Genomic DNA, 13,115 nt, shown 5'->3' with positions numbered 1-13,115 from the left:
TCGTGTCTTAGGTCAAGTACACCATTTGTTCAGGGTGCTCGGGATCATTGTTGAGCATATTACTGCAGCACAATCATCAGCCCATTCGTAACACCACATTACGGCCAGCCAAGACCCATGGCCAAATCGGGCGATTCAGCCATTTGAGCAAATCGACCAAACCGTGGCGCGGCGTCAAAGTCGCCACCGCGCTCCCCGGTGTCCTCCGTCATCGCTGCTCAGCCTCCCGTGTACGCGGCGATCAGTTCGGGGTCGGCCGGGATGTCGGCGATGCGGTAGGCAGGTGGCGTCTGGCCCATGAGGTGCCGCACGAAGTAGTCCCAGCGCCGCCGGAACCAATACGCCTGCTGGTGGAACATGCTGTGATCGGCATTCGGGACGATGAACAGGTCGAAGTCCTTGTTGGCGTCGATCAGAGCGTCCGCCAGGCGCATCGTCAGGTGCGGCGTGACGTTGTCGTCCATGCCGCCGTGCGCCAGCAGGAGCTTGCCCTCGAGGTTGTCAGCGAGCGCGACGTTGGCGTGCGTGTCGAAGTCGAACTCGTCGGCCAGGCCGAAGAACCGCTCACCCCACCAGGCGTGGTAGATCCGGTCGTCGTGGTCACCGGCGGACGACACCGCGACCTTGTAGAAGCCGGGGGCCTGCAGCAGGCACCGGGTCGAGGCGTAGCCGCCGCCGGAATGGCCGTAAATGCCGACCCGGTCCAGGTCCATCCACGGACGGGTCCGCGCCAGCTGCCTGATCGCGGCGACGTGGTCGTCGACGAAGTCGCCGTCGCCGCCGAGGCGGGCGTGGTTCCGGAACGTCCGCTCCCGCATCGCCGTCCCCCGTGCGTCGACCGCGACGACGACGAATCCCAGGGCGGCGAACGTCGCCGCGTGCCGCTCGGCGGTCAGCGGCCCGCCGGACAGCGGGAAGCGGACCGGAGTGGTGGAGACCTGCGGGCCGGGGTAGATCTCGTCGAGGACGGGATACGTCGCGGCGGGATCGAAGTCGTGCGGCCGGTAGATCGCGCAGGAGATGTCCGTCACGCCGTCGGCCGCCTTCACCACGACACGCTCCGGGGGCGACCAGCCGGTCGCGTAGAGAGCGGAGGCGTCCGCCCGCTCCAGTTCGAGCACGACCTCGCCGGTGGCGTCGCGCAGCACCGAGACGGCCGGGACGTCGACCCGTGACGTAACGTCGACGAAGTACCGTCCGGACCGCGACGGCCGCGGGTCGTGGTCGAGGCCGTCGGAGGTGATGGTGGTGATCTCGCCGCCGTCGAGCGACACCGAGCACAGCTCTTGCACGGACAGGTCCGAGCCCGGCTCACGACCGGCGGCGGTGAACACGACCCGGCGCGCCGCTTCGTCGACGCCGACGATCCGGCGCACCAGCCAGTCGCCGGACGTCACCGTGCCGACGGTGCCGTCCGGGGCGTACCGGTAGAGGTGACCCCAGCCGCTGCGCTCGGACCACCACAGCACCTCACCGGAGTTCAGGACCGTCACGTTGCGGTCGTGGTACTGCGGGCCGTGCAGGGTGTTCGACGTGCTCGTCTCCGCCACGAGCACGGTGACCTCGCCGGTGGCCGGGTCGAGTTCGTGCAGCCGGGCCGTGCGTCCGCCCCGGTCGGCTGACAGCCAGTAGGCCTTCGTGGCGTCGTCGTTCCACCAGACATGGTTCAAGGCGATCACCGAGAGGTAGTCCATCGAAACCGGCTCGTACTTCGCCTGGGTCGCCTGGCCCGTCTCCGCCTCGAAGACGAAGAAGTCCGCCGTCGCGACGTTCTCGTCGCCGACCATCGCATACCGGTAGGTCATCGCAGTCGGCCGCCCGCCGTCCGTCGGCGCGGACCGCACCAGGTGCATGAGCTCGAGATCGCGTTGGTCGAGTCGGTGCGTCACGAACCGGGTCGAGTCCGGCGACCACACGACCAGCGGCGGCGCGGTGAAGCCGAGGTTCTCCTGCATCACGCGGTTCGCGCTGGAGTCCGGCGGTGTCCCGTACGAGTACGCCTCCGCCCCGTCTGTAGTGAGCTGCCGCTCCTCGTCCGTTGCGGTGTCCCGGAGGTAGAGGTTGTGGTCGCGAACTCCCACCGACCAGCGCCCGTCGGGCGACCGCGTCTCCGACGCGTGGGCGGGGCCCAGAATGGTGGCGACGTAGGAGTCGAGGGAGACCTCGATACGCTGCTCGCCGACGACCACCCGCACCACGTCGTCGACGAGCTCGATCCCGAAGAACGGCAGCTTCGCGGCGTCGACGTCCTCGTCCAGGACGGCGCCCAGCGCACCGGCGAGTCGCTCGTGGTCGAACGCCGGCCGCCTGGTGCCCGCCTCGGCGTCGACGAGGACGAACCGCACGCCCTCGGCGGTCCGATTCCGGTACCAGAACGTCTCGGTGTCGTGGATCCAGTTCGGCTGCACCTGCGGAGAGCGGACCAGGTTCCTCAGATTGTGGGCCAGCAGCGCCTCGGCCTTGGCGTAACGGGCGGCCAGGTCGATGTTCAAAGCAATCACTCCTCCGGTGGACGACGGGTTATGACGGGTTACGACGGGAGCAGTTCGGGGTCGATCGGGATGTCGGCGATCTGGTACCCGGGTGGCGTCTCGCCCATGAGGTGCCTCACGAAGTAGTCCCAGCGGCGCCGGAGCCAGTACCCGGTGCCGATCAGCAGGCGGTGGTCCGCATTGGGGACGACGAGCAGGTCGAAGTCCTTGTTCGCCTTGATGAGCGCTTCGACCAGGCGCATCGTGCCGTGCGGCGTGGCGTTGTCGTCCATCTCGCCGTGCACCAGCAGCAACTTGCCTGCCAGCTTCTCGACGTGCGCGCCGTTGGACTGGTCGGCGAAGTCGAAGTCGCCGGGCAGGCCGAAGAACTTCTCAGCCCACCAGGCGTGGTTCAGGCGGTTGTCGTGGTTGCCGGCCGAGGACACCGCGACCTTGTAGAAGTCCGGCGCCCGGAGCATGCTCCGGGTCGAGGCGTAGCCGCCCGCCGAGTGCCCGAAAATGCCGACCCGGTCCAGGTCCATCCACGGGCGGGTGCGCGCGAGCTGTGTGATCGCGGCGACGTGGTCGTCGACGAACTCGCCGTCACCGCCACGGCGGGCGTGGTCCTGGAAGGCCTTGCTGCGCAGCGCCGACCCGCGGCCGTCGACCACCACGACGACGAAGCCGAGCGCGGCGAACACCGCGCCGGAGCGTTCCAGGGTCACGACGCCGCCGGACTGCGGAAACCGCAGCGGGGCGGTGGAGATGTGCGGCCCGGGGTAGATCTCCTCGACCACGGGGTACGTCATCGACGGATCGAAGTCGTGCGGCTTGTACACGGCGCAGTAGAGGTCGGTCACGCCGTCGGCCGCCTTCACCACGATGCGCTCAGGCGGTGACCAGCCGGCCGCGAGGAGACCGGACGCGTCCGCCCGTTCCAGCTCGAGCACGACCGCGCCGGTGGCGTCGCGGAGCACGGACACGGTCGGCACGTCGTACCGCGAGGTGACGTCGACAAAGAACCGACCCGACTCCGAGGGGACGCAGTCGTGGTCGAGGCCGTCGGACGTGATCGTGGTGACCTCGCCGCCGTCGAGCGACACCGAGTACAGCTCCCGCAGGTACGGATCGGAACCCGTCCGGCGACCGGCGCCGGTGAACACGAGTCGGCGGGCGTCCTCGTCGATCGACACGATGTCGCGGAACAGCCAGTCGCCCGACGTCAGCGCCGTCACCGAGCCGTCGCGGCCGTACCGGTAGAGGTGGCCGTGCCCGCTGCGCTCTGACCACCACAGCGTCTCGCCCGTGGACAGCACCTCGACGTTGCGGTTCAGGTACTGCGGGCCGTGGGTGATGTACGACGTGCTGGTCTCCTCGACGAGTTGGGTGACCTCGCCGCTCGTGGGGTCCAGCTCGTGCAGCCGGGCGGTGTGGTCGGCGCGGTCGCCGGAGAGGAAATAGACCTTCGACCCGTCCACGCTCCACCACAGGAAGTCGTTGGCGATGGTGGGGACGAGCGGGGTGAGGACCGGCTCGCCCAAGGCCCGCGTCATCCGGCCCGTCGCGGCCTCGAACACGAAGAACTCCGACGTGGCGAGGTTCGCGTCGCCCACGACGGCGTAGCGGTAGGTCATCGGAACCGGGCGGCCGCCGTCGGACGGCGCCGACCGCAGCAAGTGCATGAGCCCGACCTGGCGCTGGTCGAGCCGGTGGGTGACGAACCTGGTCGAGTCCGGCGACCACGCCACCAGCGGCGGCATGGTGAAGCCGAGGTTCTCCTGCATCACCAGCTCGGCGCAGGAGTCCGCCATCGTCGCGTAGTCGTACGCCTCGACGCCGTCGGTAGTGAGCTGCCGTACCTCGTCGGTGGCGGTGTCGCGCAGGTAGAGGTTGTGGTCACGCAGCCCCACCGACCAGCGGCCATCCGGCGACGGCGTCTCCGCGGGGTGGGCCGATCCCAGGATCGTCACGACGTAGGTGTCGAGCGAGATCTCGATCCGCTGCTCCCCGACGACCACCCGGACCGCGCCGTCGACCGGCTCGAACCTGTGGAAAGGCAGGGCCGCCGGATCGACTTCCTCGGCCAGGACGCCGCCCAGCGCGCGGGCCAGTCGCTCGTGGTCGAACACCGGCCGCTTGGTGCCGGCCGCGGCGTCGACGAACACGAACCGGACGCCGTCGGCCGTCGTGATCCGGTACCAGAACGTCTCGGTGTCGCGGATCCAGTTCGGCCGCACCTGCGCGGAGTGGACCAGTTTCTTCTGATTGTGGGGCAGCAGTGCCTCTGCTTTGGCGTAGCGGGCGGCCAGGCTGGCGCTCATGACAATCGCTCCTCGCGAGGACGTGGGCAGCGGCGGGACGTGCGGCGGCTACTGACAGGCTCGGCGGAACCACTCCCGCTGGAGGGGGTGCAGGACCTCCCGGTCCGTCAGGCATGCGCGGTAGGAGCACAGGACGACGAGCCCGACCCGGGCGCGGTCATCGACGCCGGCGCCCGCCAGGTAGAACAACGTCGTCCCGGGGTGCCACCAGGCCAGGCCCTGGGGCCGGTCCAGGCCTCTCCAGCCCAGGCCCTGGACGAAGTCGGGCAGCTCGCTGTCGTCGGGCATGGTGAACCCGTCGGGCACGGCGAAGTACTGCTCGCGGGCCCGGCGCATGGCCCGGAGCAGGTTCGGCCCGTCCTGGTGGGCACCGGCCTCCAGGTTCGCCTCGACGAAAGCGAGCAGGTCGGTCATCGTCGACCGCAGGCCGCCCTGCGGAAGCATGACGTCGTGGTACCAGTTCGGGCACGGCTGCCCCGCTCTGTCGTAGGCGTACATCATCCGGCCCTGCTGCTCCTCGGAGAGCGAGTAGCAGGTGTCCGACAGGCCCAGTGGCTCGCAGACCGTCTCCTTGAGGAGTTCTTCGTACGGCTTCGCCGCCACCAGCTCCAGGATGTGGCCGAGCGTGCCCATGCCGATGACCGAGTAGGTCCAGCCCTGCCCGGTGAGGTAGGTCAGCTCGGCGTTCGCGAGGTCGGCGTACAGATGTTCCTTGTTGTAGCGCAGGTAGTGGGTGTACGTACCGAACGGCGGCTCGGTTCCGCGGAGCTCCTCGTCGATGAACCGCTGGTGGATCTTCCCGACCGAGCCCAAACCGGAGCTGTGTGTGGCGAGTTGCCGGATCGTGATCGAGGCGATCTCAGGTGGCAGCCGCAGGCCCTTTGGCAGGTGCACGGCGATCGGGTCCTCGAGATTGATCAGACCCTGACCCTCCAGCACGGCCAGGACCGTGGTCAGGAACACCTTGGAGACGGAGCCGATCTCGTAGATCGTCTCCGCGTCGGGGAGCCGGGCGTGCTCGGCCCCCGGTGCCCGGAAGCTCCGGACGTGACGCTCGCCGCGCACGGACAACCCGACCATGAGGGTCCCCTCGGGCCGGGTGGACAGGTACTCCTCGGCATCGGCCTCTATGCCGGCCAGAAGGGGAAGAATGTCGATGTCGCTCAACGTCTCGACTCCTCGAGTGCGGACGGCGGGTCACCGCCGTAGCGAGGCACCGCCGTACCTGGTTGCCATGGCGCACCTATTGACCTAGTTGAATGGGCGAATATTACCCCAACTGCTGGGTGCGCACCATGCCCGTCGTGGATGCGAGTGCACCGGACCCGCGAGCAGGCCGCGGTCGCTCCCTGACCTGTATCGCCCCCATCGGTCGACGTCCGCGCTCACCGAGCTCGCGCGTGAGGCGGAGGTACAGAGGCGCTGAACAGGTGAGACCGTTGCTCGGTCGGCCCGATTGCCGTACTGGGACGGGGCAATCGACCACACGCCTCGTTGCTAAGTTAAACCACTTGATTAGGCCTTGACACGCATAAGCAACCAGACAATGCTGTGCCACACGTCAAGACATAGACCGTCGGACACGGCCCCGAAGCCGGAGGTCAGGTCGCTGCGACAGGCGGCATGGTTCAACGGAGAACCAGGCTCTTCGGAGTCTCGTGAGGGCCGCGGACCCCCCTGCCACGACAACCGAATGGTGTTGAGATGTCCGAGACGAACAGTGTTCCGAGGCGAGGGCGGCGGCGCCTTGCCCTGACTCTGGCCGCTCTTGCCGTGACGCTGCTCACGGCGTGTGCCGGCAACGGCCCGGCCGGTCGGAAGGATCCGGCCGGTAAGGGTTCGCCGCAGGCCGCCACGGCTCGAACCGTGGACCCGGGCAAGCCGGTCTCGGACCAGCACATCCCGCGCCTCAATGTGGGTATCGCAGGCCAGGTGACCGTCGTGGATCCGGCGGAGAACATCGGTGCCGGCGGTCTCTTCGTCAATCAGCTCGGTCTGGAGCCGCTGCTGCGGATCAACGCGGAGGGGAAGCTCCAGCCGTGGTTGGCGACGGAGTGGAAGCAGGTCGGCGACACGGTCTACGAGTACACGCTGCGCGAGGGTGTGAGGTTCTGGGACGGCACGGAGCTGACGTCGGAGGACGTGAAGTACTCCTGGGACTATCTCCGTGCCACCGACTCCAGGCGCTCTGCCTACTTCGCCCCGGTCGACACCGTCGAGGCCGTCGGCAAGTACTCGGTCCGGGTGACGCTGAAGCAGCCGGACGCGTCGTGGCGGTACACGCCGGCGATGTGGTACTCGGTCGTCTTCCAGAAGAAGTTCGCGGAAGCGGCCGGGGACAAGTTCGGCCGGCCGGGGACGTTGCTGGTGGCCACCGGTCCGTGGAAGTTCGACAGCCTCAACCCGGCCACTGGGATGGAGCTGTCGGCACACGCAGGCTACTGGGGTGGTAAGCCCCGGGTCGACCGGGTCTCGGTCAAGACGTTCGCCGAGGACAACAGCATGGCGCTGGCGCTGCGGGCCGGTCAGATCGACATCACCCCCACGGTCGGCGGCCCGACCGGCTTCGACGCCGCCGCCGGTGGTGGCACGGTGACCACGGTGGGGACCTGCGCCACATCCCTGCTCAGCCTGCCGGTCCAGCAGGCGCCCTGGGACGACGTCCATGTACGCCGGGCGGTCGCGCACGCGATCAACCGCAAGGACATCGTCGCGGCGACTCAGGGGCGGGCCGGCGGTCCAGTGGACACTCTCATGTCTCCGTTGCTGCTGCGGACGCTGGGCTCCGAGAAGGAGGTCCAGGCCGCGCTGGACGGGGTCGAGCGGTATCCGTACGACCTGAACGCGGCCAAGGCCGAGCTGGCCCGGTCGTCGGTCCCGAACGGGTTCAGCTTCCCGTTCAAGACGGTCGCCTCCTCTGCGTCCATCGCCCAGGTGATCGCCGCTCAGCTGAAGAAAATCGGCATCAATATCGAGATCAAGGTACTCACGGATACCGCGTGGTTCTCCGAACTCGGTGCGAAGAACAAGCCGTTGACGCATTTCGAGACCGGTCCCTGCGCGCCGGATCCCAGCTGGGCCGCATTGTTCCTGAACACCGACAAGGCCGGGAAGCCGATCGGTCTGAACTTTGCCGAGTACACCTCGCCGGAGGTGAAGAAGCTCCTGGCCGACGGCCTGCTGGAGCAGGATCCGAAACAGCGCTTGACGATCTACGCGAAGGTGCTGAAGCACCTGGGTGAGGACGTTCCCTACGTGCCGCTCTACGCCGAGGGCAACACCTACGCCTCGACCAAGTACGACATCGTCGAGTTCAGCAGCTTCTGGTCGAACATGCCGTGGGTGCTCGACGTCGTCCCCAGGTAAAGAGGGTCCGGTGCTGGTCGAACGTCGTGGCGAGAGACGAGGCTTCCGCGATGCGTGACACGATTCGAGAGGTAATCATGACCAACCCCGTATGGTGCGGCGCCATGAGGACGCGCCCGTGAGCGCCCGCGCGATCCTGCTGATGATCGGCAAGCGTCTGGTCGCGTTGGTGGTGCTGATCGCGATCCTGTCGTTCCTCGTGTTCTCCCTCGTTCACATCGCGCCCGGTACGGCGGTCGACGCCTACCTGGGCGGTAAACCGGCCACCCCGGAGCTGGTTCAGGCGCTGACGGAGCGGTACCACCTCGACGAGCCGTTCCTCACCCAGTACTGGCTGTGGTTGCAAGGCGCGCTGGTCTTCGACTTCGGCGAGTCCACGCTGACGACGCTGCCGGTGACGGACGAGATCGCTGCCCGCCTCGGGCCCTCGGCGTTCCTGGCGGTGTACGCCTATCTCCTGACGCTCATCCTCGGGGTGGTCCCCGGCATCATCGCCGCGCTGCGCCAGCGGAAGATGCTCGACCGTGGACTGGTGGCGGGAGCGGTCGTAGCGCTGAGCACGCCGCCGTTCGTCATGGGGATCCTGCTCCTGTACATCTTCGCGGTCCTGGTGCCGATCTTCCCGGCGGCGGGTCTCGGCGAAGGGTTCCTGGACCAGTTGTGGCATCTGACGTTGCCGGCGTTGGGACTCGCCCTGTGCGTCGCGGCGTTCCTCCTGCGGCACAGCCGAGCCTCGATGATCAATGTGCTGGATCAGGACTACATCATGTTCGCCCGGGCCAGGGGACTCAGCTGGCGGCGCGTCCTGGTCCGCTACGCGTTCCGGAATGCGCTGATACCCGTGGTGACGGTCTCCGGCGCCCTGCTCGCATTCTTCTTCGCCGGTGCCGTCTTCGTCGAGACGACGTTCTCGCTGGGCGGCATCGGTGAGCTGCTGGTGCAGGCGGCCGAGTCGAGCGACATGCCGATGATCCAAGCTCTGGCCATCCTCATCGCGGTGCTCATCGTGCTCGCCAACCTGCTCGCGGATCTCGCCTACATGGTGATCGACCCACGTATCCGATTCGGAGGGCGGTCCGCATGACCGAAGCAGCCGTCACGACGCCGCAGCTCTTGACCAGGCGCCGCGTGCGGCGCCGCCCTCCCGTCCTGATCGGACTGTGCTTCGGATTCATGGCCTTCGTCCTGCTCACGGCGATCGTCGGCCCGATGCTGGCGCCCCATGATCCAACCCTGCAGGACGTGCTGGGCAGCCTGGCGCCCCCGAGCGCCGAACACTGGCTCGGCACCGACGGGCTGGGGCGAGACGTCTTCTCCCGGATGCTGGCCGGCGCCCAGTCCGCGATCCTGGGTCCGCTGGTCATCGCCCTCGCCTCGATGGTGTGCGGCAACCTGCTCGGGCTCCTCGCCGGGTACCGGGGTGGGATCATCGACTCGTTGGTGATGCGCTGGGTCGACCTGATGGTGGCGATCCCGTCGCTGCTCATCATCATCGTGGTGGCGGGCACGCTGGGCGGAGGTTACTGGCTGGCGGTCGGGTTGCTGATCGTTCTCACGATCCCGACGGACGCCCGGGTCATGCGTGCCGCCACGCTCGAGCAGGTGCCTCGCCCGTACGTCGAGGCGGCGAAGACACTGGGCGTCTCGGACGGCCGGATCATGGTGCAGCACATCTGGCCGAACATCGCCGCGGCCGCCGTCGCCAACTCGGTCATCATCTTCGCCGGATCCCTCGTCTCCATCGCCGGCCTGTCCTTCCTCGGTCTGGGCGCCGCGCCCGGGACCCCTGACTGGGGCCAGATGTTGTCGGAGAACCAACCCCTGCTGTTCACGAACCCGGTGGCGAGCATCGCGCCGGGCATCGCCATCGCCCTCACCGCCACGTCGGTGAACCTGATCGGTGACTGGATCTACGAGAAGATGTCGAGGCGAGGAGCAGGCCGTTGAGTTCACCCACCGAGCGAACGCTCACCTCCGAGCGCCTGGTCCTCGACGTCGAGGGCATGCGGATCGAGCGGGCCGGCACCGGCGACCCGATCGTCACCGCGCTCGACCTGCAACTGGCCGCGGGCCAGAGCGTCGGAATCGTCGGCGAGTCCGGCAGCGGCAAGTCGATGAGCGCGAAGGCCCTCATCGGGCTCCTCCCCGAAGGGGTCGTCGCGAAGGGCAGCGCCCGGTTCGACGGCGAGAACCTGCTCGACCTGCCCGAACGGCAATGGCGAACGATCCGCGGCCGCCAGATCGGCATGGTCATGCAGGACCCGTTCACCATGCTGAACCCGGTGATGCGGTGCGGACGCATCCTGGAGGAGTCCCTGCTCGCGGAGCGGCGCCTGAGCCGCGCCGAACGGCGTGCCGAAGCGATACGGCGTCTCGCCGAGGTCGGCATCACCGACGAGACGGTCGTCGACCGGTATCCGTTCCAGCTCTCGGGCGGCATGCGGCAGCGCGTCGCGATCGCCGCGGCGCTGGCGCGGGACCCCCGGGTGCTGATCGCGGACGAACCCTCGACAGCGCTGGACGTGGTCACCCAGCGCGAGGTACTGGCCCTGATCAAGAGGATCCAGGAGGCGCGCGGGATGGCGCTGATCCTCATCACCCACGACCTGCGCGTCGCCTTCGCCACCTGCGACCGTATCCAGGTCCTCTACGCCGGATCGCTGGTCGAGGTGGGCCGGGCGAACGACGTGCGCGAGCGACCCTTGCACCCGTATTCGCAGGGACTGCTGTTGTCCGAGCCTCCGGCCGACCGCCGGGTGCGACAGCTCGTCGCCATCCCGGGCTCGGTCCCGTCTGCCAACGAGGTGCGGGGCAGCTGCTCCTTCGCCGCCCGTTGCCGCTGGGCCCAGCAGGTGTGCCGGGACGGGGAGCCGCCGCTGGCCGAGGTCGGCGACGATCGGCGATCCCGCTGCATCCGGCTGCCGGAGATCGAGGCCGAGATGGCCGCGCTGCTCAGCAAGGCCGAGGAGCGCGGAGTCAGGCCGGCCGACGGCCGCTCCGACGACGCGCTGATCGACGTTGTGAACATCCAGAAGGTCTTCAAGAGCGGCGGCCGCACCGTCCGGGCCGTCGATGACGTGTCGATCTCCGTCCGAGCAGGCGAGAGCGTCGGGATCGTCGGGGAATCCGGGTCCGGGAAGACCACGCTCGCCCGCATGCTGGTGGGCCTGGAGACGCCGTCCGGCGGTGAGATCGTGATCGACGGCATCCCGGTCCGCAGTTGGCGCGGCCTGACGCCGAACGACCGCCGCAGGCTCCGGCGGACGGTGCAGACCGTGTTCCAGGACCCCTATTCGAGCCTCAACCCCATGCGCTCCGTCGGCTGGGCGTTGAAAGAGGCGATCGTGACGCACGATCGCGGTGGCACGAGCGTCGAACGCCGGGTCGGCGAGCTCCTGGAGTCCGTCGGTCTTTCGTCCGACTACGCCCGGCGCCGCCCGGCCTCGCTGTCCGGCGGCGAGCGGCAACGGGTGGCGATAGCGCGGGCGCTGGCGGTGGAACCACGGGTGCTCATCTGCGACGAGCCCGTGTCGGCGCTGGACATGTCGGTCCAGGCGCAGATCCTCAACCTGCTGCAGCAGGTCCGGACCGAACGCGGCATCAGCTGCCTGTTCATCACCCACGACCTGTCCATCGTTCGCCAGGCGTCGGAGTACCTGTACGTCATGCACCACGGCAAGGTCGTCGAATCCGGGCCGACCGAGTCGGTGCTCGATCACCCGCAGCACGACTACACCGCCCAGTTGCTCAGCTCCGTCCCGCGTTTCGAGGAGCAGTGGCTCACCACGGGAGGGCCGGACGTCCCGCAGACGTCACGGCACGAGAGGTCGATGCTGCCGAACTGACTGAACCGGCCGCCGACCGTGTTCGCCGATTCCGCATCCACCTGAGGAGGACACCATGATCAACAGTTACGTCGGTGGCGTCATCTACGACGTCATGGCCCAGCACGCCATCCCGGGCAACAAGGCGCAGGCGCTCAGGAACACCTACCTTCCGCGGTGGCGGGCCGGTGGCCTGGACGCCGCCGTCGTCCAGGTCTCGAACTGGCCGGCCATCAACGCGTACTTCGCGGAGTTCGACCGGTCCGAGGGCGAGATCACGTACTGCAGGACCCGGGCTGACTTCGACAACCGTCCGGAGGGATCGTTCGGGATCTTCCTGTCGCTGGAGGGCCACGGGTCCTTCGCGGGCGACCTCGAGGCCCTGCACACGCTGTCCGAACTCGGGATCACGACCTTCACGTTCTCGCACAACCTGCAGAACCTGCTCTGCACCGGTAGCAACGAGCGGTTCGGCGAGGGCGGCTTCAGCCACCTCGGGAAGCAGACGCTCGAGGAACTCGAGTCGCTGCCGATGATGATCGACCTGGTCCACATGTCGCGGGCATCGTTCTGGGACGCCCTCGGCCTCTACGACGGCGACCTGTTCGTCTCGCACTCCAACGCCGACGCCCTGTGCCCACACCCGCGGAACCTGACCGACGACCAGATCAAGGCGGTGGCCGAGCGCAACGGGGTCATCGGCCTCAACACCTTCCGCGGCTACGTCTCGCCCGAGCCGATGAAGGCGACGCTGTCGGACCTGCTCGACCACGCGATGTACATGTACGACCTCGTGGGCCCGGAGCACCTGTGCATCGGCGCCGACTACTGCGAGTCGCCCGTGGAGATGCTTCTGCCCGTCCTGGACATGATCGATCCGGACGGGGCCCACGGCATCAAGGGCCGCGGCCGCGAGCTCTACACCTACGGGCCCGAGGGTCTCGAGGACGCCGGCAACCTCGGCGCGATCCCGACCGGGCTCGCCGAGCGGGGCCTGTCGCAGGACGAGATCGATCTCATCTGTGGCGAGTCCTACCTGCGAATGCTCGAGCGGTCCCGCCCGTCCATTGCCCTAAGCGCTTAGGCAATAAAAAGCCTAGTGTATTGACGATCTATTGGCCTAGCTTTTACGA

The 13,115-nt window shown here is 68.0% G+C and carries 8 protein-coding genes; 5 read left to right on the top strand and 3 right to left on the bottom strand.

Annotated features, from left to right (window positions below; translation table 11 throughout):
• Window positions 1-218 precede the first annotated feature (218 nt).
• The 3 genes from ACIHFD_RS10735 to ACIHFD_RS10725 are packed head-to-tail and all read right to left on the bottom strand — an operon-like array spanning window position 219 to window position 5,959.
• Window positions 219-2,492 (bottom strand): DPP IV N-terminal domain-containing protein, encoded by a 2,274-nt coding sequence (locus ACIHFD_RS10735; RefSeq protein ID WP_397366579.1) that lies wholly within the window; start codon window positions 2,490-2,492, stop codon window positions 219-221.
• 38 nt (window positions 2,493-2,530) lie between these two features.
• Entirely contained in the window at window positions 2,531-4,792 is a 2,262-nt protein-coding gene (locus ACIHFD_RS10730) for a DPP IV N-terminal domain-containing protein (protein ID WP_397366578.1), read from the bottom strand.
• A gap of 48 nt (window positions 4,793-4,840) precedes the next feature.
• Window positions 4,841-5,959, bottom strand: a complete 1,119-nt coding sequence (locus ACIHFD_RS10725) for a serine hydrolase domain-containing protein (RefSeq protein ID WP_397366577.1) — start codon at window positions 5,957-5,959, stop codon at window positions 4,841-4,843.
• A 537-nt stretch (window positions 5,960-6,496) separates the two neighbouring features.
• Here ACIHFD_RS10725 and ACIHFD_RS10720 point away from each other — a divergent pair.
• The 5 genes from ACIHFD_RS10720 (at window position 6,497) to ACIHFD_RS10700 (ending at window position 13,066) form a co-directional block, all read left to right on the top strand.
• Window positions 6,497-8,158: an ABC transporter substrate-binding protein gene (locus tag ACIHFD_RS10720; protein ID WP_397366576.1), complete on the top strand. Its 1,662-nt coding sequence runs from the start codon at window positions 6,497-6,499 to the stop codon at window positions 8,156-8,158.
• Between the two features lie 118 nt (window positions 8,159-8,276).
• A complete protein-coding gene (locus ACIHFD_RS10715; protein WP_397366575.1) occupies window positions 8,277-9,242 on the top strand; it encodes an ABC transporter permease in 966 nt (321 codons plus the stop codon).
• Complete coding sequence (locus ACIHFD_RS10710) at window positions 9,239-10,105, top strand: ABC transporter permease (RefSeq protein ID WP_397366574.1); 867 nt, start codon at window positions 9,239-9,241, stop codon at window positions 10,103-10,105. Before ACIHFD_RS10715 ends, ACIHFD_RS10710 begins: the two co-directional genes overlap by 4 nt.
• Window positions 10,102-12,003: a dipeptide ABC transporter ATP-binding protein gene (locus ACIHFD_RS10705; RefSeq protein ID WP_397366573.1), complete on the top strand. Its 1,902-nt coding sequence runs from the start codon at window positions 10,102-10,104 to the stop codon at window positions 12,001-12,003. The genes ACIHFD_RS10710 and ACIHFD_RS10705 overlap by 4 nt, the downstream gene beginning before the upstream one ends.
• 55 nt (window positions 12,004-12,058) lie before the next feature.
• Window positions 12,059-13,066, top strand: a complete 1,008-nt coding sequence (locus ACIHFD_RS10700; RefSeq protein ID WP_397366572.1) for a dipeptidase — start codon at window positions 12,059-12,061, stop codon at window positions 13,064-13,066.
• Window positions 13,067-13,115: the final 49 nt, after the last annotated feature.

The sequence above is a fragment of the Nonomuraea sp. NPDC051941 genome (assembly GCF_044593615.1).
This window is presented reverse-complemented; position numbering and strand designations above follow the sequence as displayed.

What these genes read in the sequence shown, in the direction of transcription:
- ACIHFD_RS10720 (WP_397366576.1), top strand. Translation starts at nt 6,497, where the DNA reads ATGTCCGAGACGAACAGTGTTCCGAGGCGAGGGCGGCGGCGCCTTGCC.
- ACIHFD_RS10730 (WP_397366578.1), bottom strand. Translation starts at nt 4,792, where the DNA reads ATGAGCGCCAGCCTGGCCGCCCGCTACGCCAAAGCAGAGGCACTGCTG.
- ACIHFD_RS10710 (WP_397366574.1), top strand. Translation starts at nt 9,239, where the DNA reads ATGACCGAAGCAGCCGTCACGACGCCGCAGCTCTTGACCAGGCGCCGC.
- ACIHFD_RS10700 (WP_397366572.1), top strand. Translation starts at nt 12,059, where the DNA reads ATGATCAACAGTTACGTCGGTGGCGTCATCTACGACGTCATGGCCCAG.